A 25,934-nucleotide genomic window follows, 5' to 3' on the forward strand; every position below is an offset into this window, starting at 1 on the left:
CGACAGTGAGTGCGCGGCGCCGTCTCGGCCTTCAATGTACCAGCCGCCACACGGCGCCGCCGATCGCGCCGACCCACAGGATGATCGAGGCCACGGCCTGGATGGCAAAGCCGGGGCTGCGTTTCGCCACCGCCTCGCGATAGCCGATGAAATAGACGATGCGGCCGATCACCCAGATCGCGCCGACCACGGCGGCTGCGGTATCGCCGATATAGATCACGAACAGCCAGAGCGACGGCAGGAAGATCGGCATCCATTCCAGCGTGTTCATCTGGATGCGGAAGATGCGCTCGAAATCCGGATGGCCCGAGATCGCCGGCAGCTTGACTCCGTAGCGGACGCGGGCGCGCGCGACCTGCGTCGAGGTGAAGAAATAGAACGCGACCGCAAGGCAGGTGACAATGGCCGTGTAGTTGTACATGGCAGACGTTTCCTCTCGTTCCGTTGGCCCCGATGTCATGACGGGGCCGCAGCGACCGGTGTGACAGGCTGGGCTATCTTTGGGCTGCGTCAGTCGTCCGCCGACGTCTAGTATCCGGTCAGCTCAAGATAGCCGATTCCGGTGTGGCTGCCGGAAAAGCGGATCGGGCCTTCCCAGTAGGGGAAGCTGGTTCCCATCCAGGCCTTCGGATTGAGCGGTGCGGTGTCGATGGCAAGCCCGCGCGTGGGCAGGCTTACGCGCCATGATGTCGGCAGCTTGCGGTCGCCGATTTCGGTGCTCGCGATCGGCGTGATGCTGTTGCCGGTTGCCGCGATCTCGGCCGAGCGGCCGTCCGGCGTGATCCAATTGCCGAACAGATTCTCTCGGCCGTCCTTCTGGCGCAGCCGGTACAGCATCAGCTTCTCGTCGCCCGGCAGATGCAGCGAGAACCAGTCCCAGCCGGTCTGGTCTGATGCCAACGGCTGACTGCTCCATTCGCGGTCCATCCAGGCCGTGCCCGTAACGTCGATCGGCCTGTCGTCGATCACGATGCGGCCGGATGCCTTGTAGAACGGCTGGCTGTAATAATAGGAGGCCTGTCCGCGATCCGATTTGCGGCTGTAGCCGCGGTCGCCCTGCAGCACCAGCGGACGGTCGGCAGCGAGCCGCAGCGAGGTGCTGAAGTCGGCCGCGGAGGCCTTCAGCTCGAGCGGCGCGATGCGTTGCGCGTCGAACGGATCGAGTCCGTGGATCTCCCAGGCATCGATCCAGGCGCGGAACGGTGCCGCCTCGACACCGGCCTGCCCGACGCCGCCGCGCGCAAAGGTCTCGCTGAAGCGGTGCGTGGTGGCGCTGGTCACCGCTGCGTGGCCCATCCAGACCTGCTGGTTGGCCCAGCCCTCGCTGGGGCCGCCCGGCTTCATCGCCTGGCGGAACAGCGTCCATTGCGCGCCATAGGCGGCACCATTCGCGTCGACGAGGTTCGCGGTGACGTACCACCACTCGATCCGGAATTCCGGATGCGGGCCGTGATCGGCGGGGAATGTGAATGGCTTGCCCGGTGTGACGGCGGCAAAGCCTTCGGTGCTCTCGCCGAGTCCTGCGAAGCCCTGCGCAAAACTCTTGCCGCCGAGTGCAAGCGCCAGCGCGCCGCCGGTGAAGACACGCCGCGTGATGGTGCGGCTAACGCTCATTGACGAAGGTCCGGATCAGGGTCGCCGGCTGCATGCGCGCCAGTCTGGCGACCGGCAGCGCCGCGGCACAGAGCGCTGCGGCCATCGCCACCGCAAGCAGCTCGATCAGCTGCAGCGGGAAGACGTGGAACGGCAGCCGCCAGCCAAAGGCCTTGACGTTGACGATCGCAAGCAGGCACCACGCGACCAGCAGGCCGAGCGGCAGCGCGAACAGCGCAGTGATCAGCGCGACGGCCATGGTCTTCAACAGTTCGAGCGCGGCAAGCTTCCGCCGCGTTAGCCCAATCGCCCACAGCGGCGCCAGCTGCGGCAGCCGCGAATTGGCCAGCGTCAGCAGGCTGGTCAACAGCGCGATGCCGGCGACGCCGAGCGTGAAGGCGTTGAGCGCCGCGGTCACGGAGAAGGTGCGATTGAACACCCGCTTGGATTCCCGCTTCATGGTCGCCTGGTCGGCGACATTGCGGTCGTCGAGGCCGAATTTTTCCTGTAACGCCGTGATCAGCGGCGCGATGTGATCGGACGCGACGCGGAGCCCGATCCGGGTCTGCGGCGTCTGCGGGAAGCGGCGGGTCAGCGCGGCGAAGTTGACCGCGATCTGGCCTTTGGGATTGCCGTAGTCGGCATAGATGCCGACGATCTCGAGCGGCCAGTTGCCGCCGGGGGCGGGCACCTCGATATGATCGCCGATTGCGAGCTTCATCCGCCGCGACAGCTGCTCGCTGACGAGGCAGGTGTCGCCGGGGCGCAATCTGATCCACGCATTCGCCGTGCTCTCGAGCAATGGCCAGTTGTCGCGATAGGTCGCGTGGTCGGGCAGGCCGAGCACCTCGATCGGCGCGCCGCCGAGCTGGGTGTCGGCGCGCCCGCCGGGCAGGATCGCCTGCACCTCCGGCCGATCGCGCAGCCAGGTCTTGATCTCCTTTGCCTGCTGATCGCTGGCGGCGCTGATATAGACGTCGGCGGCAAGGCGGCCGTCGAGCCAGACCAGGAAGGTACGGCTGAAGCTTTCCACCATGGTGCCGACGCCGACATTGACCGCGAGCGCGAGCAACAACGCCATCAGCGCCAGCGACAGACCGGAGAGCTGCTGGCGGCTGTCGGCCCAGAACCAGATGCCGACCGGCGCCCGCGCGCTGCGCTGGCCGAATGCGAGCGCGATCTGCAGCACCGTCGGCAGGATCAAGGCTGCGCCGAGCATCAGCGCGGCGAGCACGGCAAAGCCCGCGATCAGCGAATCGCCGAACTGAATCAGCACCGCGGCGACCACGAACACGGCGAGCGCTGCGGCGCTCTGCAACATCAGCCAGCGGCGCTGCGCCTGCTGCCAGGCCTGCGGCTGCGCCGTCGCCAGCACCGGCATCCGGATCGCCTTGGCGAGGCTCGCGGCCGCCGCGGCAAGCGCGCCCAGAATGCTGATGGCGATGCCGGCGAACCACCAGACGGGTTTCAGCGAGAGCTGTCCGGGAATCTGCGCGCCGTAGAGCCCGCGCAGGGAGGCCGCGACATCGGGCAGCAAGGCCGCCGCGATGAAATAGCCGCAGACCAGGCCGATGAGGCCTGCGACCAGCGCCAGCGACACCAGCTCGATCACCAGCACGGTGTTGAGCATCCGCGCTGAGACGCCGCAAGCGCGCAGCGTACGTAACATCGGCAGCCGCTGCTCGAAGGCGAGCCCGATCGCGGAGTTGACGATGAACAGGCCGACGAAGAACGACAGCAGGCCGAACGCGGTGAGGTTGAGGTGGAAACTGTCGGTCAGCCGTTCGAGGTCGCTCTCGGTACTCGGCTCGACCAGTCGGAGCTTGTCGCCCGCCACGCTTTCCAGCGTTGCATGCGGCGCCTTGGATTTGCCGACCAGCAGGCGCGAGACCTGTCCGGGCATCCTCAAAATGTCCTGCGCGATGCCGATATCGACGATCAGCGCGCCGGGCGCGAGCTCGGCCTGCACGCGCAACGGCGGCAGCGCGACGCCGTTGGCCTGAGGCCGTTCGCCATCCTTGAGGCCGAGATCGCGCAGCGTCTCCGGCGCCACCAGCATTTCGCCCGGCGGCGTGACGAAGGCCTGCAGGCTGCCGCGCCCGACCGCCGGGGCATTGCCGACCTCGGACGGCAACGTCACCGGTTCGACGCCGAGCAGGCGGAAGCTGCGTCCGTCGATCTGGACCCGGCCCTCCAGCATCGGCGACACCGGCCAGCCGGCGCGGCGCAGATCGACGAACAGCTTTTGCGGGAAGGTCGCGCTGTCCTTGCTCACCAGCAATGCGGTGCGCGAACCGCCGAAGGTCGCGGCGGCGCGGTCATAGGCGATGCGGGCCTGCTGGTTCAGCGCCTGCACGCCGCTCCATAACGCGGTCGCCGAGATCAGGCCGATCAAGAGCGTCGCAAGCTGCATTGGATGCCGCCGCCAGTGGCTGAGCAGCACCGCGAGGATCCACAATGGGCGCCTCACGCCACCACTCCGGCATGTAAGTTGACTTGGCGATCGAGCGTCGCGGCGAGCCGTGCGCTGTGGGTGACCATCAGGAAGCCGCAGCCGGTGCGCGTCACGAGATCTCGCGCGAGTCGCAGCACCTCGTCGGCGGTGTCCTCGTCGAGATTGCCGGTCGGCTCGTCGGCAAGCAGCAACAGCGGCTTCGGCGCCAGCGCCCGGCCGATCGCGACGCGCTGCTGCTGGCCGCCGGACAATTGCTCGGGATAGCGCCTGAGCAGGTTTTTCAAGCCGAGTCGCACGACCAGTTCGTCATGCCAGGCGGCATCGTGCCGGCCGGCGATACGCGACTGGAACACGAGATTGTCCGCGACCGATAGACTTGGGATCAAATTGAATTGCTGGAACACGAGGCCAAGCCGGTCGCGGCGCAGCTCGGCGCGGCCGGCGTCGTTCAGCGTGGAGACGTTGACATCGGCAAGGGTGATCTCGCCGCTGTCGGCGGCATCGAGCCCTGCGATCAGATGCAGCAGCGTGCTCTTGCCGCTGCCGGATTCGCCCGTCAGCGCCACGCTCTCGCCGTTTGCGACGGCGAGGTCGACGCCGCGCAGCACCGCGACGTCTTCACCAGCAGAGCGGTAACTCTTGGTCAGGCCGGTGACGCGAAGCACCGCGGCGGTCTGGTCAGATGAAGCGATGGCCGTCCCTCACTGCGGCTTCTGGTATTTCAGGACGAACTCGTCGATCGGCACTGGCGCCTTGAAGACGGGCATGTCCTTCGGGTCCTCCGCATGATGCAGGAAATCGCCCTCGGCGACCAGCTTGAAGCCGGCGGCCTCGATCTCCTGCTTCAGGGTGCTCTCCTCGATCCGGTGCAGCGTCTTGGCGACATTGGTGCCGTCGCCGGCCTTGGCCGAGTGGTCCGCGATCACGAGGTAGCCGCCCGGCTTGAGCGCGGCGAACATCTTCTTGTTCATCGCGGCGCGATCGACCGGCAGATAGGTGATGTCGTGATAGAAAAAGAAGAAGGTGATCATGTCGAGGTTCTTGACCTCGGGCGGAATCGGGTCGTCATAGTCCCGCACCACATGGATCACGTTCTTCATCGCGGGCGATTTCGCGCGAGTGTCGAACTTGTCCTTGACGAAGCGTTCGAGCACGCTGGCCGAATCCTGCGCGTAGACCTTGCCCGACGGGGCGACGGTGCGCGCCAGCAGTTCGGTGCTGTAGCCGGCGCTCGCCGCCATGTCGAGGATGGTCATGCCCGGCTTGACGCCGGCAAAGGCCAGCATCTTGGCCGGCTCGCGGCGCTTGTCGACCTGGCGATCAGCATCGCTGCGATCCGGTGCGGCGACGATCGCCGCATAGTCCGGGCTCGCCGCGTCTTGCGCGCGGACTGTGGGCAAAGCGAGCAGCGTAGCGGACGCGAGCGCAGCGCAGGCGGCTGCGCGGAGGATCAATCTGTTCATGAAACAACCCCGGCTTTTCGTTGACCCCGAACATAGCAGGCGGGGCATGACAGTTCACCGCTTCAACTGGCGCGCCGACGCGATCGTGATCGGCCGTTAGCCGCGCGTCAGGTCGCCGGACCCCCGAGGAAATGCGGTGTTGCGTTGCCCCGCGAGGCGTGGCTAGCATCTCCAGTTGGGGCCGAACTTACGAAGCCAAGAAACGAAACGACGGGGAGCCAGACATGACGACGCAGCCGACGCCCAAGAGGGCGTCAGAGGGAATGCCAACGCCCAAGGGGACTCCAAAGGGCGCGTGGACCATCACCTTCCTTCTGTTCCTGTTCATGGTGGTGAACTTTGCGGACAAGATCGTGGTCGGGCTGGCCGGCGTGCCGATCAGGAAGGAGATGGGTCTCACCCCGGAGCAGTTCGGCGATCTCGGCTCGGCCTTCTTCTATTTGTTCTCGATCTCGGCGATCGTGGTTGGCTTCATCGTCAACCGCGTTGATACGCGCTGGGTGCTCTTGGTCCTGGCGGTGATCTGGTCGCTCGCGCAATTTCCGATGATCGGCACCGTCAGCCTCACGACGCTCACGATCTGCCGCATCATCCTCGGCGCCGGCGAGGGGCCGGCCTTTTCGGTCGCCGCGCACGCGATCTACAAGTGGTTTCCGGACGAGAAGCGCACGTTGCCGACCGCGATCCTGTCGCAGGGCTCGGCGTTCGGCGTGATCCTCGCGGTGCCTGCGCTGAACTGGGTCATCGTCAATCACAGCTGGCATCACGCCTTCGGCGCACTCGGCATCGTCGGCCTGCTCTGGACCGTCGCCTGGTTCGCGCTCGGCAAGGAAGGACCGCTGGTGTCGACGGCGGCCGTGGTCGCCGACGAACGACGGATTCCCTACTGGAGGCTTTTGACGTCGCGCACCTTCATCGGCTGCGTGGTGGCGACTTTCGGCGCCTACTGGGCGTTGTCGCTCGGGCTGACCTGGTTCACGTCCTTCATCATCGAGGGACTCGGCTTTTCGCAGCAGCAGGCCGGCTTCGTCTCGATCCTGCCCTGGATCTTCGGTGCGACCATCGTGATCCTGACCGGCTGGATCTCGCAGTTGATGCTGGCGCGCGGCTTCACCACCCGTGGCGCGCGCGGCGTGCTCGGCGCGGCGCCGCTGATCGCCGGCGGCTGCATTCTCGCGATGCTGCCCCATGCGCCACAGGGCGGGCTGATGATCGCACTGCTGGTGATCGGCTCCGGCCTGTGCGGCTCGATCTATGTGGTGTGCCCGCCGATGCTCGGCGAGTTCACGCCGGTGTCGCAGCGCGGCGCCATCATCGCGATCTACGGCGCGCTGTACACGATCTCGGGCATTCTGGCGCCGATGGTGATGGGCAGTGTGATCCAGCACGCGGCCACGCCGATGGCCGGCTACATGTCGGGCTTCACCATCAACGCCGCGATCATGGTGGGATCTGGCGTGCTCGGCTTGCTGCTGCTGTGGCCGAACACCGAGCGCGCGCGCCTGACCGGCACGTCGCAGCCCGCGGGCACGATCAGGGGCGCCGTGTCGCCGACGTAGAGGGCATCGCTTCGCCCTTCCCCTGAAGGGGAGGGGGCGACGCGAATCAAATGAACGGCGGGGTGGGGTGATCTCTCCATTCGGGCACTGCCCGTGTTGAGAGATCACCCCACCCCGCCTCACATTTCGCTGCGCTCAATGTGATCCGACCCTCCCCCTCCAGGGAGGGTGCGTCTATCTCAATTCAAGCCCTGCGCCCCGCGCACCAGCTTGCCCGGCCGCGCGCCGGTGGCTTTGCCTGCGCGTTGGGTGACGACGCCCGAGACGATGGTGGCATCGTAGCCGTCAACCTGCTGCAACAGGCGGCGGCCGCCGACCGGGAGGTCGTAATGCACCTTCGGCGGATGCAGATGCAGCCGGTCGTAGTCGATCACGTTGACGTCGGCCTTGAAGCCCGGCGCGATCACGCCGCGATCGGTGAGGCCGACGGACAGCGCGGTCTTGCGCGACTGCGCCGCGATCACGAACGGGATCGAGAGCTTCTCGCCGCGGCTGCGGTCGCGGGTCCAGTGCGTCAGCAGATAGGTCGGGAAGCTGGCATCGCAGATGATGCCGCAATGCGCGCCGCCGTCACTCAATCCGGGCACCGCGCTTGGCTCGCGCAGCATCTCATGCACGGCATCGAGATTGCCGTCGGCATAATTCAGGAACGGCACGTAGAGCATGCCGCGGCCCTCGTCGGTCAGCATCGCGTCATAGGCGAGCTCTTCCGGCTGCCGACCCTGGCGCCGCGCCTGCGGGCCGAGCGCGTTCTCCGGCGGTTGTTCGTAGTCCGGCGGATTGCCCAGCAGATACATCTTGTCGTAGTTCGGCCGGAAGAACAGCGGATCGTCGGTCGCGGTTGCGCTCTCGCTCAGGATCGCCGCACGCACCTCGGGCCGCCGCAGATGCTTCAGCCGTTCGGCCAGCGGCAGCTTGGCGATCTCGCGATAGCTCGGGTGGGTTTGGAACGGGTTGCGCGACAATTCGAGCCCGAGCAGCAGGCCGACCGGGCGCGCCGCGATCTGGGTCGTGATCGAGAGGCCGCGGGCGGCGGCTTCATTGATGGTGTCCATGGTCTGCCGCCAGCGCCGCGGCGCCTTGTCGGCCTGCGCAACCGAGAACGAGATCGGGCATCTGGTGTTCTCGGCGACCCGCAGCATCATCGGCAGGTCTTCGTGCACCGTGCTCTGGTCGAGCACGAATTGCAGTACGCTGCGGCCGACGCCGTGCATCGCGCCGGCGATGGCGGTCAATTCATCTTCGCCTGCTTTCAGCGTCGGCGTGTAGTCGCCGGTCGAGGTGCGGTGATTGAGCGTGCGCGAGGTCGAGAAGCCCAGTGCGCCCGCGCGCACGGCGTCGCCGGCGAGCGCCGCCATCGCCTTGTTGTCTTCAGCCGTTGCGGGATCGCGGCGCGCGCCGCGCTCGCCCATCACATAGACGCGCAGCGCCGCGTGCGGCAGCTGCGCGCCGATATCCATGTCGAAGCTGCGCTTCGACAGCCATTCCATGTAGTCGGGGAAGCTCTCCCACGCCCAGGGAATGCCGGCGGAAAGCACCGGCTCCGGAATGTCTTCGACGCCTTCCATCAGCTGGATCAGCCTGACGTGGTCGCTCGGTCGGCACGGCGCGAAGCCGACGCCGCAATTGCCCATGATCGCCGTGGTGACGCCGTTCTGCGACGACGGCGTGATGTCCTGGCTCCAGGTCACCTGGCCATCGTAATGGGTGTGGACGTCGACGAAGCCGGGCGCGACGAGCTTGCCCTTGGCGTCGATCTCTTCCTTGCCCTTTGCGGAGACCTTGCCGACCTCGGTGATCTTGCCGCCGGTGATCGCGACATCGGCTTCAAAGAGGTCGCCGCCCTTGCCGTCGGCAATGCTGCCGCCGCGGATCACGAGGTCTGGGGTCGAGGTCATGGCGTTTCATCCCGAGGCTGTTCTTGGTTATGCGGCATCATGGGTGAGCCCTTGATGCTGTCAACCATCGCCGGTGAAGCTCTGGGATGCGCTGGCAGCGATTTTGCCAGCGGGAACGAGTGTTGCGCCCGGCGGAAATTTGTTCCGCCGGGCAAGCTGTCCGCGGACCTATCGCGCGCCGAAGAACGCCGTCTTCTGGGTCTCTTCGGCCTGCAGCCTGGCGCGCACCCGCATCAGATCCTTCCAGCCGATATAGCCGACCAGGCGCTGATCCTCGCGCGAGATCACAGGCAGATGCGAGACGTTGACCTGCATCAGGCGGTCGGCCAGCCGGTCGAGATATTCATCCGGGTAGGCGACCGTGATCTTGCTGCCCGCCAGCAGCTGGCTGAGCGTCGCGGTACGATGCTTGCCGGCGCGGCGCCAGCGCAGCACGGATGGCGGATCGATCACGCCGAGCACGTGATGGTTGGCATCGACGACCGGGAAGCTCGGATGACTGGTCTTCGGGTTGGTCAGGAAGGCTGCCGCGCCGTGCAGCGTCATGGTGTCGGCGACGCTCTCGACCGCCTTGGTCATGACGTCACGCACCCGCGTCAGCGCGAAGGGATCGACCCGATACTCGCGCACCAGATGATGGCCGCGTCGCGCCACCTTCTCGGTCAGGATCGATCGCCGCATCAACAGAACCGTGACGCCATGGGCGCTGCAGCAGGCCGCGATCAGCGGCAGCAGCACATGGGTGTTGCCGGTGAGCTCGACGGCGAAGAAGGTCGCGGTCAGTGGCGAGCGCATCGTGCCGCCCATCGTCGCCGCCATCGCCAGCAGCGCCCAGAAGCCCGGGCTCGCGGCGGGAAGGTAGCCGCTCAGCGCGGTGCCCATCGCGCCGCCCATGATCAGCAGCGGCGCCAGCACGCCGCCCGATGTGCCGGAGCCGAGCGCGACCGACCAGATCACAGCCTTCACCACGAGCAGCAGCAGCGCGGCTTTCAGCACCACGTCGCCGCTCAGCATCGACGCGAGGTTGTCATAGCCGACGCCGAGCGCCTGCGGCTCGATCAGTCCGCCGAGGCCGACGACGAGACCGCCGATCAGCGGCCACCACATCCAGTGGATCGGCAGCTTGAGGAAAAGATCCTCGCAGCCATAGACCAGCTGCGTGAGCACGCCCGACAGCAGCCCAGAGAGGATTCCGATCAGCATCCAGGCGCCGAGCTGCAGCACCGAGATGTCGACGCCGCCGGTGAACGGGAATAGCGGCGCGGGCATGTGCAGGAAGGTGCGCCCGACCGCCGCCACCACGGCGGCGACGGTGACGGGAATGAAGCTGCGCGGGGTCCATTCGAACAACAGCAGTTCGACCGCGAGCATGATCGCGGCGATCGGCGTTCCGAATACCGTGGTCATGCCGGCAGCGGCGCCCGCCACCAGCAGGGTCTTGCGCTCGTTGTCGGTGACGGGGAGCATCTGCGCGATCAGCGAGCCGATCGCGCCGCCGGTCATGATGATCGGGCCTTCGGCGCCGAACGGTCCACCAGTGCCGATCGAAATCGCCGACGACAGCGGTTTGAGGATCGCGACCTTGGGGTCGAGCCGGGAACGGCCGAGCAAAATCGCCTCGATCGCTTCCGGAATGCCGTGACCGCGAATCTTCTCGCTGCCGAAGCGCGCCATCAGGCCGATGATCAGCGCGCCCGCGACAGGCACCAGCACGGTCCAGAGGCCAAGTGGCGAATTCTGCAATTTCAGGTCGGCGAAGCTGAACTTGCCGAAATAGGCGATGTTGGTGGCGAGCTTGATCAATTCCAGCAGACCGGCACCGGCCAGCACGCCGGCAGCGGCGACGAACACGGCGATTGCCGAGATCACCACGACGCGCGGATCGGTGGTGAAGTCGCTCAGCAGGTGGCTGGCCTTGTCGCCGATTTTGGCGCTTGTCTTGGCACTGGACTTGGCACTGGGGCTCGATTTGGTGGAAATGACGCTCATGGCTGGCGTAAGGCTCGGCTGAATTGGGATGCGGGCGTAATATCGCATTGCGATATAATTTCAAGCGGGAGACTGCGAATGGCAGCGTTGAAAGGGCCCTCGAAATCGTCGGCCAAGGCCCTGAACCAGGCTCGGAACCAGCCCCTGAACAAGGCCAGGACGCGGGTTCCGAGCCAGGCCGACTACGAGGCGCTGTCGCAATTTCGCTATCTGATCCGCCGATTTCTGGAGTTCAGCCAGGATGCCGCGAAGGCCGAGGGCCTGACGCCAAGGCAGCATCAGGCCTTGCTGGCGATCCGGGGCTATCCGGGCGGCGGCCCGGTCACGATTGGTGACCTCGCCGAGCGGCTGCGGCTGCGTCACCACACCACGGTCGAACTGGTCGATCGGCTCTCAGAGGCCGGACTGGTCGAGCGTGTGCTCGACCCCGCCGACCAGCGTCGCGTTCTGCTGAAATTGACCGCACGTGCGACCGAGCATCTCGCTGAATTGTCAGCGGTTCATCTCGATGAGCTGTCGCGGATCGAGCCGCTGTTGAAGCAGGTGCTGTCGCGACGTTCGGAATGAACGCACGAAACATTTCGCGCGCGAAGCATTCGTCGCTCTCGGCTGACAGTGCGGTCACGCACAATTCGACCGCGTGGATTTGCGCTACAATGCACGGCCAATGCACGCCGCAATGCAATGGATATGCCTTGTCTTTGTCATGAAATCTTCATACACCACACCCGGGGCGATTTCATTGAATGAGCGGCGACCGGTCGTGATCGATGCGGGCACTGCCATTGCCGTCGGGCATGGCGATCAGGCGGAAGTCGAGCTCAAGCTGCTTGCGCCGCAAGGAAGCCTCGAAAAGCTGCGCGAGGCACCCTGCATCGTGCAGCACGCGCGCAATCGCGGCGCGTTTCACCGGCTGGAAACAGTGTATTACGACACGGCGGAGCGGCTGCTGTTTCAGCGCGGCATCTCATTGCGCGTGCGACGCAACGGCAAGAGCTTCATTCAGACGCTGAAGCTCGCGCCGAACAGTGCGCAGCCTCTGCTGCGCCGTCAATGGGAGGTGCAGGTTGGAGGCATCGTCCCGGATCTGCGGCTGCTTCCCGCCGACGAGGTCGGCGATCCCGTGGCGACGCTCGGCAACGACGCGCTGGTGCCGGTTTTCGCGACCAAAGTGCGCCGCCACGCTCGGCAGCTTGATCTGCCCGACGCATCGGTTGAAGTCGCATTCGACGAGGGAACCATCGAGGCCGACGCGCGCCAGGAGGTTCTGTCGGAAATCGAGCTCGAGCTGAAGAGCGGCAATGCCGGCGTGCTGTTCGATTTGGGAACGCAGTTGCTCGACGCGGCGCCGCTGCAGATCGGCACGCGCAGCAAGGCGGAACGCGGCTACGCGCTTGCGTTTGATGTCGCGCCGTCGGCGGCGAAGGCCGAGTCTTCCGGCATCACTGCGGATCTTGTGGTCGACGACGTGATCGCGCGGCTGGTCGGCTCCTGCTGGCATCATCTTTTGAAAAATCACGCGGTGGCCGAACAGGGGACGGATCCCGAAGGCGTGCACCAGATGCGAGTGGCGTTGCGGCGCCTGCGCACGATCTGCGCGCTGTTTCGGCGCGACATTCCATCGCCGGCGTTTGAGACGCTCAACGGCGAAGCAAGATGGCTGATGCGGCAACTCGGCAAGGCCCGGGATTGGGATGTGTTCGCCGAAACCACGATCACCCGTCTGGTCAGCGCGGTTCCGGATATCGACCTGGATGGCCTGCGCAAGGCGGTCGAGCAGCGGCAGAAGTCGAGCTACGGCGCCTTGCATGGCGTCCTCGCCGATCCCCGGTGCAGCCGCTTCCTGCTCTCGCTGGGGCAGCTGGTGGAGCGTCGCAGCTGGCGCAACGAGATCGACAGCGAAGCGCTGGCGATCCTGTCGCAACCGATGCCGGGGCTTGCCGATCGAATTCTGCAACGCCTGCATCGCAAGACGTTGAAACGTGGCGCGGGCTTCCGGCAGCTCGATATCCATGCGCAGCATAATCTGCGGATCAACCTCAAGAAGTTGCGCTATGCGGCGGAGTTCTTCCTACCGCTTTATGCCGCCCAAGCGCCGGCCAAGCGCTACGTGAAGCGGCTCGCCCGGTTGCAGAACAGCCTCGGCCGGGTGTGCGATATCGGCAGCACGCGCGTGCTGCTCCACACCATCGCGCAGGACGATCAGCCCGCGCTTCATCTCGGCATCGGCGCGATGGCCGGCTGGCTGGCCCGCGATCAGATCGCGATGGCCAAAACGCTGCGCAAGAGCTGGCAGCGCTTCAAGGCGACGCCGGTGTTCTGGGGCCGATGAGTTTGGCGGCGGCAGGCGTTCCGCCTAATGCGGCTGCGCCTGGACTGCCATCGCGGGGGCTTGCGGCTTGCGTTCGGTGACCAGCGCGAGCAGCACGGTCAGCACCATGAAGCCGACCGAGGCGCCGAACACCCAATGCGGCATGTGCTGGTCCATGATCCAGCCGAACAGCAGCGGGCTGACGATGCCGCCGAAATTGAAGCCCGTGGAGACGATGCCGAAGGCGCGGCCGGCGGCGCCGGGCGGTGCCGCGTTGCGCACCATCATGTCGCGGGACGGCGCGATCACGCCGCCGAGGAATCCGGCGAGCCCCATGGCGAGCGTCAGCGCCACCGGCGGCAGGTTCATCAGCGCGATCAGCAGCACCAGCACGGCATTGACCGCGAAGCAGGCCGCGGCGAGCTGGCTGTGGCGATGGGTCCAGTCGGCGAGATAGCCGCCGGCGAGCACGCCCGCCGCGCTGGCGCCGAGGAACGCGGTGAGCGCGATGTTGGCAGTCGAGAACGATGCGCCGTACCCGCCCATCAGCGCGACCACGCCGAAATTGTTGATGCCCGAGGTCGACAGGCTGAGCAGCGTGAAGAATACGGTCAGCACCATCAGCGCCGGGGTGATCACGCTCGCCTTCTGCGCGGCATCGTCCTTCGACTTGTTCTTGTTGGCGCCGGCATCGGGAATGCCGAGCACGATCAGGAACAGCGCCACCAGCGGGCCGACCGCGCCGGCGACGATCAACGCGCCGAGGCCGCCGATCGAGGCGACGAGGGCTGCCATGATCGCCGGCGCCACCGCGCCGCCGAGGAAACCTGCAAAGGTGTGGATCGAGAAGGCGCGGCCCATCCGCGCCTCGTCCATATGCGCCGAGAGGATCGCGTAGTCGGCCGGATGATAGACGCTGTTGGCGAGGCCGAGCAGCACCGCACAGACGATCAGCGAGCTATAGCTGAGATGCAGGCCGAGCCCGATCAGCGCGCAGCCGCCGATCGTCAGCCCGATCAGCAGGATCTTGCGCGCGCCGATATGGTCGGCAAGGTAGCCGATCGGCGCCTGGGTCAGGCCGGAGACCACCGCGAACACCGTGAGCGCCAGGCCGAGTTCGACATAGCCGACGCCGAGCTGCTGCTTCAGGAACGGGAACAGCATCGGCAGCACGAAGATATGGAAATGGCTGACCCAATGGGCGACCGAGATCCCCGTCAGCGTGCGCAGCGCGCTGTCGGCCCTCGCTTGCTGCGGTGCGGCCAGAACGTCGACCATTGCTGAGACACCCTCTACTTCCCAAAGCCCGGCAGGGCCGGCCGAAAATAGAGGCTGGCCGCTAATTGTCCATGAACGCAGGCGCATGGCTGCCCCCGGCGCGGGCGTGCCGGATCGACACATGCGGCATTAAAGGCGGCGACAAAGTGCGGCGGCGCGGTGATGATCGGCCATGATCGACGCCAAGAAGCCGCTCAAGGTGCTTGTGTCAGAGGGCTCCAGCACCTCGGGCCGCGAGGCGATCACGATCCTGGGGCTGGCCGGCCATCACGTCGAGGTCTGCGATCCCTCGCGCTGGTGCCTGGCCCGCTATTCCCGCTTTGTCCGCAAGTATCATCATTGTCCTCCGCTGCGGACCGATCCGGCTGGCTTCCTGCGTTTCGTCGAGCGCCTGTTGGCGTCGCAGCATTTCGACGTGCTGCTGCCGACCCATGAGCAGGGCTTTCTGTTCGCCCGCGCCGCGCCGCGGCTGTTGTCTCATGCCGGCCTCGCGCTGCCGGATTTCGCCAGTTATCGCGCCGTGCACAGCAAGGCCGGCTTCAGCCGCCTGCTTGACCAACTGGGCCTGCCGCAGCCGTCGACCCGGATCGTGAACTCGGCCGACGAGCTGCGCGACGGCCTGCGGTTTCCCTCTGTGGTCAAGACGTCGGTCGGCACCGCGAGCCGCGGCATCTGGTTCGTGCGCGACGCCGGTGATCTCAACCGCGCGTTCTACGATCTGGAATCATCAGGCGACTTTGCCGGCGAGGTGCTGGCGCAGGATCTCATCACCGGCACGGTCGAGAAGGCCCAGTCGGTGTTCTGCCGCGGCACGCTGATCGGCTTTCACGCCTATCGACAGATCGCGGCCGGCGTCGGCGGCGGCGAGGCGATCAAGGAGAGCGTCAGCCGGCCGGTAATCCGCGCCGCGGTCGAGACCATCGGTGCGCATCTCGGCTGGCACGGCGCGCTCTCGGTCGACGTCATCATGCCGCTCGACAGCGCGACGCCGCTGTTGATCGATTGCAATCCGCGGCTGGTCGAGCCGATGAACGCGTACCAGTCGGGCATCGACCTGGTCGATCTCTTGCTGCGCGTCTCGCTCGGCGAGACGCCGGCGCCGCTTCCCGAGAGCCGCGCCGGAATACGCACGCATCTGGCGATGCAGGCGCTGCTCGGCAGCGCGTCGCGCGACGGCACGCGGCGCGATCTGATCAGGGAATGCGGCCGCATCGCCGCGGGCGGAGGTCTCTACCGGGCAAGCACCGAGGAATTGACGCCCGTGCGGCTCGATTGGCTCAGTGCCGTGCCGTTGGCGATGACGACAGCCCTGCTGCTGGCCTCGCCGCCGATCGCCGCATCGCTGGCACGCGGCGGCTTCGGCGCGCATCTGCTCGATCGTGGGAGTATCAAGAAGATCGAGAGCGAGGATTTCGGTTAGCTCCATCCCCCGTCGTCCCGGCCTAGTGCGCAATTGCGCACGGGAGCCGGGACCCATAACCACCGCAGCTGATCGTCGACCGGGCTGTGGCGCCAGCTGAAATCAATCATCACCATCGGTGGTTATGGGTCCCGGGTCGCGCTTCGCTTGCCCGGGACGACGTGAGGATGGATCTCGCCCTACAACGGCTCGTCATCATTGCCGTAGCGGTCGATCTTCGGCGTGGCGATGTCGCCATCCTCATAATACTCGTCGTCCTGCTTTGATGCAGGCGGCGGAGGCACCTTAGGCTTGTCGTCGGTCTTCTCTTTGGTCTTGGCGCCGCCCTTGCTCGTCTTTCCGCCCTTGGCCATGCGTTTCCCCTGCGCGGGTTAAATCAGCTGAGAGAATTCTACCCCAGTTTCCTTGCACTGTAATGTGAGCAGACGGCGCGGCGGGGTCACATCCCGCCGCGCAGGATGTCTCAAAACGTCGCGCCGGCCTTGACCATGTAGGTGCGGCCGGGCAGCGGATAGGCCGAGAAGCGGCCCTCGGTGAACGAGCTCGCGATGGCGTAGTCGTAGTACAGCGCGTTGAACAGATTGTTGACGCTGAGCGACCAGAAGAAGCGGTCAACCTGTCCACTCAGCTTGATATCGGCGGTGGCGTTGCCGGGAATTTTGCTCTGGGTGTTGGCCTGGTCGTTGTCCATGATGCGCGAGCTCCAGGCCCGCACCGTGGCGTCGAACACCAGATAGTTCTGCCAGATATTCCAGGTCACGCCGAGATTGCCGGTATAGCGCGACACCAGCGGCACGTCGTTGCCGGCCCAGATGCCTTCGCGAAACACCGCACGGGTGATCGCCATGCCGCCGCGCAAGGTAACGCTATCGCTGACCTTCAACGATGCGCTGGTCTCAGAGCCGTAGCGCCGGGTGGGATCGAGGTTAACGTTGTAGAACAGCACCGGGTTGAAATGGATCTCGTTCTCGAGATCCATCAGATAGACGCTGGTCTGGACCTGAAAGCGATTGGTCTTGACCCGGAAGCCGCCTTCGACGTCCTGCGACGTCTGGGTCTTGAGCTGAAAATTCTGCGGGATCGGGGCGAAGGTCACCGGATCGAACGACGGGCCCGATGCGACGCGCTCGTCGACATCCGGCGTGCGGAAGGCGCGCGCGGCGCGGCCGAACACCGAGAAGGTGTCGGTGAAGCGATGCTCGGCGCCGACATGCAGCGCGTATTGCGTCTCGTTGCTGTCGAGCGGCGCTGCCTGCGTATCAAACGCAAATGGCGCATTCGGGTCGTAGCGATCGCGTGCCGAGACATTCGTGTTCTGCACGCGCGCGCCGTAGGAGACATCGGTGGTCGGCAGCAGGCCGATCGTGTGCTGCCAGTAGCCCGCCACGCTCTGCTGTTCGATGTTGTAGATATGGTAGGGGTCGACGCCCTGATAGGCGCCGCGTGCCTCGCGGAAGGTCGAATCGTAATAGTCGATGCCGGTCAGGATCGTGGACGGCATGCCCAGCACGACGTTCTTGACGCTGAGCCGCGGCGTCAGCGACCAGGTCTGCAGCGCGGCGTCGTTGTAGGTCGAGGCGAAGCTGATGGTCGGCACGGTGCCGAAGAATCCGCTCTGCGTCTCGCGCTGCCGCCAGCCGCCGTCGACGATCAGGTCGACGCCGTTCACCAGCGTCTTGGTGAAGCCGGTGGTGACGCTCGCGGTCTGCTGGTTGGCGTAGTCGAACGGCGTTGCCGCGCCGCGGCGATCGGTGAGCAACTCGTTGACCCCGATCGACGGATCGACCAGCCGTCCGCCGGGGAGGCCGAGCTTCTGGTCGCTGCCGGTGACGGTCAGGAAGGCCGTGAGATCTGATGTCGTATAGTTGACATTGCCGACGGCATTGCGCTGGTCGAGCGCATTGTTGACACGGTAGCCGTCGGACTTGATGCCGTTGCCGTAGAACGAGGTCGACCACGGCCCTGAATTGAGCGCCGCGGAGACCGCGGCCATGCGGGTGTTGAACGAGCCGAAACCGCCTTCAGCCCGGATCGTGGCGGGCGGACCGCCGGCGCCGGTCTTGGTGATGATGTTGACGACGCCGCCCACCGCGTTGTCGCCGTACAGCACGGCGCCGCTGTTGCCGCGCGTGATCTCAATGCGCTCGATCGAATCGAGCGGGATCGTGGTGAGGTCGAAGCCGGCCTTGTCGACATCGTTGAGGCGGCGGCCATTGAGCAGGAACAGGGTGTTGTCGGTCGCGAACGCGCCGAAGCCGCGCAGGTCGACCGAGGTCTTGGCGCCGTTCGGCCCGCCATAGAGCGATTGCAACTGCACGCCCGGCACTTGCGCCAGGATATCCGGCAGCGATTGCGTCGGCGCATGCGCGATGTCGTCGGCGGTGATCACGGTCGAGGACGAGCCGACAATGCCGGCGAACTGGCGGCCGCCGCCACCGCTATCGCCGGTCCCCGTGGTTGTGCTGGTTCCAGCCGAATTCGCCCCAGCGCCGCTGCCTACGTTATTGCTCTGTGTGGTGCCCGGTGCCGGACGGCGCGGGGCCGGGCTTTCGTCAGCGGCCGGCTTGGCGCGTGTGACGTTTTGATCGCCCGATTTGGTGACTTCGATCGTCGGCAGCTGATCGGGGGAGGGCGCCTGCTGCGCTCGTGCGGCGGAGACAAGGATTGCAGGCGCGATCATCGTCGACGCGAGCAGAAGCGCGCGGCGCCGATGGGGTGGAAAGGAACACATAGGCGAGACCTCGGTAACGTCAGTGGCACGTCACCGCGAAGCAGTCTCACCATGTGCTTGCAGCATCAGGTGAAGCTCATGCCTGTACTCCCCGACCGGCATCCTCGCGTGTGACCACGGCTGACGGCAGGTCTCCTGGCTCGCGGGTCGTTACCCTTCGTCGCCTTCCCAGGACCGAGATTCCCAGTGGCTTGTGACGAAGGATTCACCGCTTACAGTTGCGGGGGCAGCTGCGGCGTTGGGGAAGTTTCCCTGCACCGCATTCCCTTTTCATCTCATGAAAGAACCGTCATGGTCATCTAGGGTTCGGCCGGGCAGCAAAGTCAATCCGGCACGGGTCGGGCGATGGCCGCGCGGCCATGGTTTTTGTCGAGTGTCGCTTGTCTGCCACGGCGATCGCTGTAAGAGCATGGAATAGATGAGCGTGCAGGATTTTGCCTTGGCGGCCGAGGTCGCGGCGCGGCGCCGGTGGGGCGCCACCGCGGCGCTGCTTGCGCTCGTGGCCCTGCTGTGCGTGCTTTCGCTCGGCATCGGGCCCGTGCGGCTGTCGCCGCTCACGGTGATCGAGGCGCTGTTCGGCGGTGGCAGCGACGTCGCGCAGGTGATCGTGCGCGAGATCCGGCTGCCGCGCACCATTCTGGCGTTCGCGATCGGCGGTATTCTCGGGCTGTCGGGCGCGGCGTTGCAGGGCCTGCTGCGCAATCCGCTGGCCTCGCCGTCGCTGTTCGGCGCGCCGCAATCGGCGGCATTCGGCGCGGTGCTGGTGATCGCGCTGGGCCTCGCCGACGTGCGCTCCTACGCGTTGCCGGTGGTGGCGATCATCGCCGCGTTCGGCTCGGTGTTCGCACTGCTCGCGATCGCCGGCCGCAACGCCGGGCTCTTGATCCTGATCCTCGCGGGGCTTGCGATTTCGAGCTTCGCGGGAGCCGCAACGGCGCTCGTGATGAACCTCTCCAGCAATCCCTTCGTGGTGCTGGAGATCGCGTTCTGGCTGCTCGGCTCGCTGGAGGATCGCAGCTTCCAGCATGTTGCGCTGGCGCTGCCCTTCATCATCGCGGGCGCGGCCATCCTGCTCAGCCAGGCGAGCGCGTTCCGCGCGCTGACGCTCGGCGAGGAGGCGGCGCAGAGCCTCGGCGTCGATGTCGGACGGCTGCGGCTCTTCGTCATCACGGGCGTGGCGCTCGGCGTCGGCGGCGCGGTCGCGGTGACAGGCACGATCGGCTTCATCGGCCTCGTTGCGCCGCATCTGATGCGCCCGGTGATCGGTCATGATCCGGCGCGGCTGCTGGTGCCGAGCGCGCTCACCGGTTCGGCGCTGCTGCTCGCCGCCGATATCGCGGTGCGGATCATTCCCTCGACTTCGGACATCAAGGTCGGCGTGCTGACTTCGATCATCGGCGTGCCGTTCTTCCTCTACCTCATCATGCGCGAACGCCGCGCGCTCGGTGGAGGCGTGGCATGACGCTCTCCGCCACTGGGCTCAATGCCTCGCTCGGTAGCCGCAAGGTGCTGCGGGATGTCTCGCTATCGCTGGCAAAGGGCCATCTGGTCGCGCTGGTCGGACCGAACGGCGCCGGCAAGACCACGCTGCTGCGCGCGCTGGCCGGGCTGATCCCGTCGGACGGCGAGATCAGGATTGGCGGCGACGCGCTGGCCTCGCTGCCGTTGCGCGAACGCGCGAAACGTTTTGCGTATCTGCCGCAGGGGCACATGGTGCACTGGCCGCTGCCGGCGCGCGATATCGTGGCGCTCGGCCGCTATCCGCATGGCGCGACCGATCCGGCGCGGCTGTCGCCGAACGACATGGAGGCCGTGCTGCGCGCGATGCAGGCGGTCGACGTCACCGAATTCAGCGATCGCCGCGTTACCGAGCTCTCCGGCGGCGAGCGCAGCCGCGTTGCGCTGGCCCGGGTGCTCGCGGTCGAGGCGCCGGTGATTTTAGCCGACGAGCCAACCGCCTCGCTCGATCCGCGCCACCAGATCGACGTGATGCAGAAGCTGCGCAATGTCGCCGACACCGGCGTGCTTGTGATCGTGGTGACCCACGATCTCGGGCTCGCTGCGCGCTTCGCCGATCAAGTGCTGGTGCTCTCGGAGGGACGGTTGGCGGCGCAGGGCGCGCCCGCCGAGGCATTGTCGGAAGCCGTCCTTGCCAGCGTCTTCCGCGTCAGCGCCTATCGCGCCGAATTCCAGCGCGAAGCCGTCATCGTGCCGTGGGCGGACGTCTGATGCGCTGGAGGCTCGTAGCTCTGAGTGTCGCGGCATGGATGATGTCGTGTAGCGCTTCGCTTGCGTCAGGGCCGCGCATCGTCTCGATGAATGTCTGCAGCGACCAGCTCGTTCTCTCGCTCGCCGACGCGGACCAGATCCTCGGCCTCAGCCGCTTTTCGCGCGATGCCTGGCAATCCTGGGCCGCGGAGAAAGCGCAAAACTTTCCGCGTCTGTCCGGCGGGGCTGAGGACGTGCTGCTGCTCAAGCCCGACATCGTCGTCGTCAGCCTGTTCGACAAGCGCGCGACGCGTGACCTGCTGAAGGCCAACGGGCTGCACCTCGTCGAGTTCATCGTGCCGCGCACGCTGGATGAGGTGAAGAGACAGATTTTGGCGATGGGTGACGTGGTGCAGCATCCGGATCGCGCGCAGGCCGAGATCGCGCGCCTCGATGCAGCCATCGCGCAGGCACGGGCGTTGGCGAGCGCGCATCATTATCGCGTGCTGCCGCTGGAGCGGCGCGGCTTCGTGTCGGGCGACCAGAGCCTCATCAACTCGTTGCTGGCGGCAACCGGCCTGACCAATGCGGCCGACGAACTCGGCCTCGGCGCCGGCGGGTTTGCCTCGCTCGAGGCGATCGTGAAGCTGCGGCCGGATTTCATCCTGGTGTCGGAGGCCGGCGATCGCGCCGAGGATGAGGGCCGCGCCTTCCTGCTGCATCCGGCGCTGGAGCGATTCTATCCGGACAGCAAGCGCATCGTGCTGCCCGAGCGGCTCACGGTGTGCGGCGGCGTCATGCTGGCGGACGCGCTGGATCGGTTGACGGAGGAGCTCAAGCGAGTGACGCGGTAACGTAATCCGTCATCCTGAGGTGCGAGCACGTGCGAGCCTCGAAGGATGCATGGCCCGGACGTTTCCAAGTATTCGCGTAGGGAGCGGAGCCGTCGCCCTTCGAGGCTCACCGAAGGGGCGAGCACCTCAGGGCGACGGTGAGATACGTGCGCTTGCGGCTACACGACTATCCCAACACCACCGGCCCGCCGGCCTTCTTCCAGGCGTCGATGCCGCCCTCGATATGGGCGGTGTTCGCAAGCCCTGCCTTCTTCGCGGCAGCCACCGCCATCGCCGAGCGTTCACCGAACGCGCAGAAGAACACCACGCGGCGGCCGGTTGCGGCGGCGACTTCGCGCAGCATGCCGCCGGGCTGCAGGCCGGCGCCGATTCCCGGATAGGGCGCGTGCAACGCGCCCGCGAGCGTGCCGTGCTTGGCGCGCTCAGCGCTCTCGCGCAAATCGACCAGCAGGATATCGGGCCGCCCGAGGCTTGAGATCGCGTCGCGCGCGCTGAGCGAGAGGCCTTCTTTCGCGAGCTCGTCCTGGTGCAGGCCGACATGCATGTTGGCGGGCACCACGACGTCCATCAGCTTCGGGTTCGGCAGGTTGAGGTTGTTCATCAGCTCGACATAGTCGTCGATCGACTTCACCTGCAGCCGCGGATTGTAGCGCTTCTCCTCACCGATGGTGGAGACGGTGTCGCCCTTGTAGTCATGCGCGGGGAACACCATCGTTTCCTCGGGCAGCCTCAAGAGGCGGTTGAAGATCGAATCATACTGCGCCCGCGCGCTGCCGTTCTGGAAATCGGTGCGGCCGGTGCCGCGGATCAACAGCGTGTCGCCGGTGAAGACGCGGTCACCCATCAGATAGCTGTAGGAATCGTCGGTGTGGCCGGGCGTATACATCGCCTCGAGGCAGAGGCCCTCGATCGTCACTTTGTCGCCGTCAGAGACACGCATCGAGACCACGTCGGCCTTGCTCTGCTCGCCCATGATGGTGATGCACTGGGTGCGGTCACGCAGCTCGCCGAGGCCGGTGACGTGATCGGCATGCAGATGGGTATCGACGGCTTTCACCAGCCTGAGGTCGAGTTCCTGCAGCAGCTTGCAGTAGCGGTCGGCCTTCTCGAGCACGGGATCGAGGATCAGCGCCTCGCCGCCGGCACGGCTCGCGAGCAGGTAGCTGTAGGTACCGGACACGCTGTCGAAGAGCTGGCGAAAGATCATGGCGGCTTACCTGTTCTCCGGGTCGAGTCGCATGGAGGATATTATTCCATAGATAGGGTCGATTCAAAGCAAATCCATCCCCGGAGACCAATCCCTGACCGTCACCCCCGCGCAACGGCTTTGCCGTTGTCGCTGGAGGAGCCGCGAAGCGGCGTCTCAAAGGGTCGAGCGCCCGGCTTTTTCAGGGAGGGGGATTGGCGTGCGGAAGCAATGGGGCCGTGCATCCTTCGAGACGCCGCTTCGCGGCTCCTCAGGATGACGGGTTGTGCTCTGCACCTTGGAGGCCTACGGCCTCACGTAACTCCAGCCCTGCTCCTGCAGCTCCATCAGATGCACCACACCCGACGGTACGATGGTGGCGTCGGGGACGACGGAGATGGCGTGGCCTTCGGCCTTCTCCATGCCCTGCTTGGTGTTGTTGCAGGCGGAGAACTGGATCTTGCCGGGGAAGACGTAATCCTTGAGCCGCTTGATGCGCTCCTGCACCGGCGAGGTGTCGCTGCGCAGCATGTGCAGGCCGGGGCCGTAGGTGACGATGTCGATCTCCACGTCCTCGTTTTTGGCGCGGTAATATTCGATCACGTTGGTCGCGTTGTTGAGCGCGAGATTCATGACCTGCGGGTCGTTCTGGTCGACCTGGATCGCGATGCGGTGCGGCTTGTCGGTGGCGAGTGCGCTCGCGATAAAGGCAAGCGAAAGCAGCGCGGCGGCGGCGAGACGGCGAAGCATGGGGACTCCTAGGGGCGGACCAGTGTGTAGCCGTTCTCGGTCAGCAGCAAAATCTGCGCAACGCCGACCTGCACGGGAGTTGCAGCGGCGATGTAGTCCGGCCGCTTGCCGGTGTCGCGCTCGATGGTGTCGACGGTGTTGAGGCAGATGTCGACCCGCGCGCCCTGCGCGACCAGGCTCTCGACCAGCTTGCGGTTTGGGTTGTCGGGCTTGAGCAGCTCAATGCCGGGGCCGAAGGTGACGATCTCGACCGCGACCTTGTCGGGGTCGTAGTGCTTCATCAGATTGTTGGCGACGCTGATGACGAGGCCTTGCTTCTTCGGGTCATTGTCGGAGAGCTGCAGCACGACCTTGTGCTCGGCGAACGGCTTGTCCTGCAATGGTGCCAGCTGGGCGCGAGCGAGCGGCGTCGCAAGCGCGATCGCCGCAAGGCCGAACGCCGCGATCAGCGCGCGCCGCATCATCCGTGCCTCGCAATGCCCAGATTGTCGTCGACACCTTTCAGCGTCACGCCGGGCTCGTCGCGGTTCGGCGGCCGGCCGGCGCGCAGATGTTTGGCCACCACATCCCAGATCGGCGCGCCGCTTTGCTGGTTGACCGAGGCCCAGCCCGCGACCTTGTAGTGCTTGCCGGCTTCGACATGCTTGCCGTTGCCGAACTTCAGCTCGGAAATGCGCTTGCCGACGCTCTCGCCGGGCGTGCAGGTGTAGGCGAGGCCGCCGACACGGACCATGTCGCCGCCCTGCTGATAATAGGGATCGGTGTTGAAGAGGTTATCGCAGACGTCTTCCAGCACATCCTTGATCTGGCTGCCGGTCATCGTCGCGACGTAGGTCTCGGGATAGGTGATCGCGGTTTCCGACAGCACGTCTTCCATCGTGATCGGCTGGCCGGCGAGCGTGGTGAGGCCCCAGCGGAAACCGGGCGACAGCGCGATCTCGGCGTTGAGCTCGTTCAGCAGCGCATCGCAGATCAGCTGGTCGACGGTGCCGGAGAAATTACCGCGGCGGTAAAGCAGGCGATCGGCGGTGCCGAGCTTGTCGCTCCACTCGTCGACATGCGGGTCGCGCATCTTGTCGATCAGCGCCTGCATCGCCGGATCGGGCTTCAACAGCTCGGCGAAAACAGGCAGCAGGCGGTAGCGGACATTGGCGACCTTGCCTTTGGTAAGGTCGAGATCGAGCACGCCGATGAACTTGCCGTTGGAGCCGGCATTGGTGACCAGCGTGACGCCGCCGGCATTGGTCACCGTGATCGGAATCGGGATCGCGTCATGGGTGTGGCCGCCCAGGATGACGTCGATGCCGGTAACGCGGCTGGCAAGCTTGAGGTCGACATCCATGCCGTTATGCGACAGCAGGATCACCGCCTCGACCTTGTCGTCATTGCGGTGGCCGTCAACGAGCTTCTGCAGTTCCTCGTCGCGGATGCCGAATTTCCAGTCCGGCGTGAAGCGCTTGGGATGGGCGATCGGCACGTAGGGGAAGGCCTGGCCGATGATCGCGACGCGATGGCCGCCGATCTCCTTGATGATCGACGGCTTGAACACCCGCCCCGAGGCCGGATCGAACGCCTTGGCGTCGTTGAACGCGGCTTCCTCGGTCAGGAACACGTTCTGCGCCAGAAACTCGCCCTTGAAGCGCGAGAGATTGTCGCGCAGCACCTGCTCGCCATAGGTGAATTCCCAGTGCCCGGTCATCGCCTCGATGCCGAGCAGATTGGCGGCCTCGACCATGTCGGCGCCGTTCATGGCGTTGGCAAGGCCTGAGCCCTGCCAGAGGTCGCCACCGTCGAGCAGGATCGAGCGCTTCTCGCCGACGTCGGCGCGCAGCTTGTCGACCAGCGTCTTCAGATGGGCAAAGCCGCCGAGCCGGCCGAAGCGGCCGGCCGCCTTTTCGAACTCGACGCAGGTGAAGGCATAGGCGTCGGCGCTGTCGGGCCGGATGCCGAAGCGGTCGAGGAACGCCTTGCCGACCAGGTGCGGCGGCTGGCCGGCCATCGCGCCGACGCCGATATTGACGCTGGATTCGCGAAAGAACACCGGCTTCAGCTGCGCATGCGTATCGGTCATGTGCAGGATGCGGGCGTTGCCGAAGCGTTCGAGGTCGTAGACGCTCGCGGTATCGGCACCGCGCGCGAGGCGGGGCAGGCCGGCCACAAGCGTCGCGGCGGCCGAAGCTCTCAGGAAATCCCGGCGGCGGATGATCATCACTCTCTCCGCGCGGCCCCTGGCCAGCGC

The 25,934-nt window shown here is 66.0% G+C and carries 21 protein-coding genes and 1 riboswitch; of the genes, 7 read left to right on the plus strand and 14 right to left on the minus strand.

All coding sequences use genetic code 11. From position 1 onward, the window contains the following. Positions 1-31: 31 nt before the first annotated feature. The 5 genes from JQ616_RS30450 to JQ616_RS30470 all read right to left on the minus strand — a co-directional run bounded on the left by JQ616_RS30450 (position 32) and on the right by JQ616_RS30470 (position 5,511). A complete protein-coding gene (locus tag JQ616_RS30450; RefSeq protein WP_212021109.1) occupies positions 32-421 on the minus strand; it encodes an MAPEG family protein in 390 nt (129 codons plus the stop codon). A gap of 107 nt (positions 422-528) precedes the next feature. Beyond that, positions 529-1,614 carry a lipocalin-like domain-containing protein gene (locus tag JQ616_RS30455; protein WP_212021111.1) on the minus strand — a complete coding sequence of 362 codons (1,086 nt, stop codon included), beginning with the start codon at positions 1,612-1,614 and terminating at the stop codon, positions 529-531. Next, a complete protein-coding gene (locus tag JQ616_RS30460; protein WP_212021113.1) occupies positions 1,604-4,063 on the minus strand; it encodes an ABC transporter permease in 2,460 nt (819 codons plus the stop codon). Before JQ616_RS30460 ends, JQ616_RS30455 begins: the two co-directional genes overlap by 11 nt. Further along, entirely contained in the window at positions 4,060-4,713 is a 654-nt protein-coding gene (locus JQ616_RS30465; RefSeq protein WP_212021115.1) for an ABC transporter ATP-binding protein, read from the minus strand. The genes JQ616_RS30460 and JQ616_RS30465 overlap by 4 nt, the downstream gene beginning before the upstream one ends. 36 nt (positions 4,714-4,749) lie before the next feature. Next, positions 4,750-5,511 carry a class I SAM-dependent methyltransferase gene (locus JQ616_RS30470; RefSeq protein ID WP_212021117.1) on the minus strand — a complete coding sequence of 254 codons (762 nt, stop codon included), beginning with the start codon at positions 5,509-5,511 and terminating at the stop codon, positions 4,750-4,752. A 224-nt stretch (positions 5,512-5,735) separates the two neighbouring features. Here JQ616_RS30470 and JQ616_RS30475 point away from each other — a divergent pair, with 224 nt between their 5' ends. Then, a complete protein-coding gene (locus JQ616_RS30475) occupies positions 5,736-7,070 on the plus strand; it encodes an MFS transporter (RefSeq protein WP_212021119.1) in 1,335 nt (444 codons plus the stop codon). Positions 7,071-7,249: 179 nt separating this feature from the next. On the opposite strand, the gene JQ616_RS30480 is transcribed toward JQ616_RS30475, so the two are convergent. Both JQ616_RS30480 and JQ616_RS30485 read right to left on the minus strand, forming a co-directional pair. Continuing rightward, entirely contained in the window at positions 7,250-8,968 is a 1,719-nt protein-coding gene (locus JQ616_RS30480) for an N-acyl-D-amino-acid deacylase family protein (RefSeq protein ID WP_212021121.1), read from the minus strand. A gap of 168 nt (positions 8,969-9,136) precedes the next feature. Then, positions 9,137-10,957 (minus strand): chloride channel protein, encoded by a 1,821-nt coding sequence (locus JQ616_RS30485; RefSeq protein WP_249137475.1) that lies wholly within the window; start codon positions 10,955-10,957, stop codon positions 9,137-9,139. A gap of 78 nt (positions 10,958-11,035) precedes the next feature. Here JQ616_RS30485 and JQ616_RS30490 point away from each other — a divergent pair, with 78 nt between their 5' ends. Further along, positions 11,036-11,524 (plus strand): MarR family winged helix-turn-helix transcriptional regulator, encoded by a 489-nt coding sequence (locus tag JQ616_RS30490; RefSeq protein WP_249137476.1) that lies wholly within the window; start codon positions 11,036-11,038, stop codon positions 11,522-11,524. Between the two features lie 175 nt (positions 11,525-11,699). After that, a complete protein-coding gene (locus JQ616_RS30495) occupies positions 11,700-13,289 on the plus strand; it encodes a CYTH and CHAD domain-containing protein (protein WP_212021123.1) in 1,590 nt (529 codons plus the stop codon). 24 nt (positions 13,290-13,313) lie between these two features. On the opposite strand, the gene JQ616_RS30500 is transcribed toward JQ616_RS30495, so the two are convergent. Beyond that, the gene (locus JQ616_RS30500) at positions 13,314-14,546 is read right to left on the minus strand and encodes an MFS transporter (RefSeq protein ID WP_212021125.1); all 1,233 of its coding nucleotides are present in this window, start codon (positions 14,544-14,546) and stop codon (positions 13,314-13,316) included. A 172-nt stretch (positions 14,547-14,718) separates the two neighbouring features. Between JQ616_RS30500 and JQ616_RS30505 the strand changes: the two genes are divergently transcribed. Then, positions 14,719-15,966 carry a hypothetical protein gene (locus JQ616_RS30505; protein WP_212021134.1) on the plus strand — a complete coding sequence of 416 codons (1,248 nt, stop codon included), beginning with the start codon at positions 14,719-14,721 and terminating at the stop codon, positions 15,964-15,966. A gap of 179 nt (positions 15,967-16,145) precedes the next feature. Here JQ616_RS30505 and JQ616_RS30510 read toward each other — a convergent pair whose 3' ends face one another. Both JQ616_RS30510 and JQ616_RS30515 read right to left on the minus strand, forming a co-directional pair. Next, positions 16,146-16,319, minus strand: a complete 174-nt coding sequence (locus JQ616_RS30510) for a hypothetical protein (RefSeq protein ID WP_212021136.1) — start codon at positions 16,317-16,319, stop codon at positions 16,146-16,148. 110 nt (positions 16,320-16,429) lie between these two features. Next, the gene (locus JQ616_RS30515; RefSeq protein WP_249137479.1) at positions 16,430-18,646 is read right to left on the minus strand and encodes a TonB-dependent receptor; all 2,217 of its coding nucleotides are present in this window, start codon (positions 18,644-18,646) and stop codon (positions 16,430-16,432) included. Positions 18,647-18,805: 159 nt separating this feature from the next. Further along, a riboswitch (cobalamin riboswitch) is annotated at positions 18,806-19,003 on the minus strand. A gap of 112 nt (positions 19,004-19,115) precedes the next feature. On the opposite strand from JQ616_RS30515, the gene JQ616_RS30520 reads away from it, so the two are divergent. From JQ616_RS30520 to JQ616_RS30530, 3 genes are read left to right on the plus strand one after another with little or no spacing between them, the layout of a single operon-like run. After that, positions 19,116-20,159, plus strand: a complete 1,044-nt coding sequence (locus JQ616_RS30520; RefSeq protein ID WP_212021140.1) for a FecCD family ABC transporter permease — start codon at positions 19,116-19,118, stop codon at positions 20,157-20,159. Then, entirely contained in the window at positions 20,156-20,926 is a 771-nt protein-coding gene (locus JQ616_RS30525) for an ABC transporter ATP-binding protein (protein ID WP_212021142.1), read from the plus strand. Before JQ616_RS30520 ends, JQ616_RS30525 begins: the two co-directional genes overlap by 4 nt. 38 nt (positions 20,927-20,964) lie before the next feature. Continuing rightward, on the plus strand, positions 20,965-21,759 hold the full coding sequence (locus JQ616_RS30530; protein ID WP_212021144.1) for an ABC transporter substrate-binding protein: 795 nt from the start codon (positions 20,965-20,967) through the stop codon (positions 21,757-21,759). Positions 21,760-21,925: 166 nt separating this feature from the next. Here JQ616_RS30530 and JQ616_RS30535 read toward each other — a convergent pair whose 3' ends face one another. The 4 genes from JQ616_RS30535 to soxB all read right to left on the minus strand — a co-directional run bounded on the left by JQ616_RS30535 (position 21,926) and on the right by soxB (position 25,904). Beyond that, positions 21,926-22,966, minus strand: a complete 1,041-nt coding sequence (locus JQ616_RS30535) for an MBL fold metallo-hydrolase (protein WP_212021152.1) — start codon at positions 22,964-22,966, stop codon at positions 21,926-21,928. 285 nt (positions 22,967-23,251) lie between these two features. Continuing rightward, a complete protein-coding gene (locus tag JQ616_RS30540) occupies positions 23,252-23,695 on the minus strand; it encodes a DsrE family protein (protein WP_212021153.1) in 444 nt (147 codons plus the stop codon). Positions 23,696-23,703: 8 nt separating this feature from the next. Next, positions 23,704-24,159 (minus strand): hypothetical protein, encoded by a 456-nt coding sequence (locus JQ616_RS30545; protein ID WP_212021154.1) that lies wholly within the window; start codon positions 24,157-24,159, stop codon positions 23,704-23,706. Further along, positions 24,156-25,904: a thiosulfohydrolase SoxB gene (gene soxB / locus JQ616_RS30550; protein ID WP_212021155.1), complete on the minus strand. Its 1,749-nt coding sequence runs from the start codon at positions 25,902-25,904 to the stop codon at positions 24,156-24,158. The genes JQ616_RS30545 and soxB overlap by 4 nt, the downstream gene beginning before the upstream one ends. Positions 25,905-25,934 lie beyond the last annotated feature (30 nt).

This window comes from Bradyrhizobium tropiciagri, from assembly GCF_018130545.1.
Taxonomy (GTDB): domain Bacteria; phylum Pseudomonadota; class Alphaproteobacteria; order Rhizobiales; family Xanthobacteraceae; genus Bradyrhizobium; species Bradyrhizobium tropiciagri_A.

Bases quoted from the DNA above. Each gene is read 5' to 3' on its own strand.
- JQ616_RS30485 (WP_249137475.1), bottom strand. From the start codon at position 10,957: ATGAGCGTCATTTCCACCAAATCGAGCCCCAGTGCCAAGTCCAGTGCC.
- JQ616_RS30475 (WP_212021119.1), top strand. From the start codon at position 5,736: ATGACGACGCAGCCGACGCCCAAGAGGGCGTCAGAGGGAATGCCAACG.
- JQ616_RS30540 (WP_212021153.1), bottom strand. From the start codon at position 23,695: ATGCTTCGCCGTCTCGCCGCCGCCGCGCTGCTTTCGCTTGCCTTTATC.
- JQ616_RS30490 (WP_249137476.1), top strand. From the start codon at position 11,036: ATGGCAGCGTTGAAAGGGCCCTCGAAATCGTCGGCCAAGGCCCTGAAC.
- JQ616_RS30505 (WP_212021134.1), top strand. From the start codon at position 14,719: ATGATCGACGCCAAGAAGCCGCTCAAGGTGCTTGTGTCAGAGGGCTCC.
- JQ616_RS30450 (WP_212021109.1), bottom strand. From the start codon at position 421: ATGTACAACTACACGGCCATTGTCACCTGCCTTGCGGTCGCGTTCTAT.
- JQ616_RS30510 (WP_212021136.1), bottom strand. From the start codon at position 16,319: ATGGCCAAGGGCGGAAAGACGAGCAAGGGCGGCGCCAAGACCAAAGAG.
- JQ616_RS30530 (WP_212021144.1), top strand. From the start codon at position 20,965: ATGATGTCGTGTAGCGCTTCGCTTGCGTCAGGGCCGCGCATCGTCTCG.
- JQ616_RS30525 (WP_212021142.1), top strand. From the start codon at position 20,156: ATGACGCTCTCCGCCACTGGGCTCAATGCCTCGCTCGGTAGCCGCAAG.
- JQ616_RS30535 (WP_212021152.1), bottom strand. From the start codon at position 22,966: ATGATCTTTCGCCAGCTCTTCGACAGCGTGTCCGGTACCTACAGCTAC.
- JQ616_RS30470 (WP_212021117.1), bottom strand. From the start codon at position 5,511: ATGAACAGATTGATCCTCCGCGCAGCCGCCTGCGCTGCGCTCGCGTCC.
- JQ616_RS30545 (WP_212021154.1), bottom strand. From the start codon at position 24,159: ATGATGCGGCGCGCGCTGATCGCGGCGTTCGGCCTTGCGGCGATCGCG.
- JQ616_RS30455 (WP_212021111.1), bottom strand. From the start codon at position 1,614: ATGAGCGTTAGCCGCACCATCACGCGGCGTGTCTTCACCGGCGGCGCG.
- JQ616_RS30515 (WP_249137479.1), bottom strand. From the start codon at position 18,646: ATGATCGCGCCTGCAATCCTTGTCTCCGCCGCACGAGCGCAGCAGGCG.
- JQ616_RS30520 (WP_212021140.1), top strand. From the start codon at position 19,116: ATGAGCGTGCAGGATTTTGCCTTGGCGGCCGAGGTCGCGGCGCGGCGC.
- JQ616_RS30500 (WP_212021125.1), bottom strand. From the start codon at position 14,546: ATGGTCGACGTTCTGGCCGCACCGCAGCAAGCGAGGGCCGACAGCGCG.
- soxB (WP_212021155.1), bottom strand. From the start codon at position 25,904: ATGATCATCCGCCGCCGGGATTTCCTGAGAGCTTCGGCCGCCGCGACG.
- JQ616_RS30480 (WP_212021121.1), bottom strand. From the start codon at position 8,968: ATGACCTCGACCCCAGACCTCGTGATCCGCGGCGGCAGCATTGCCGAC.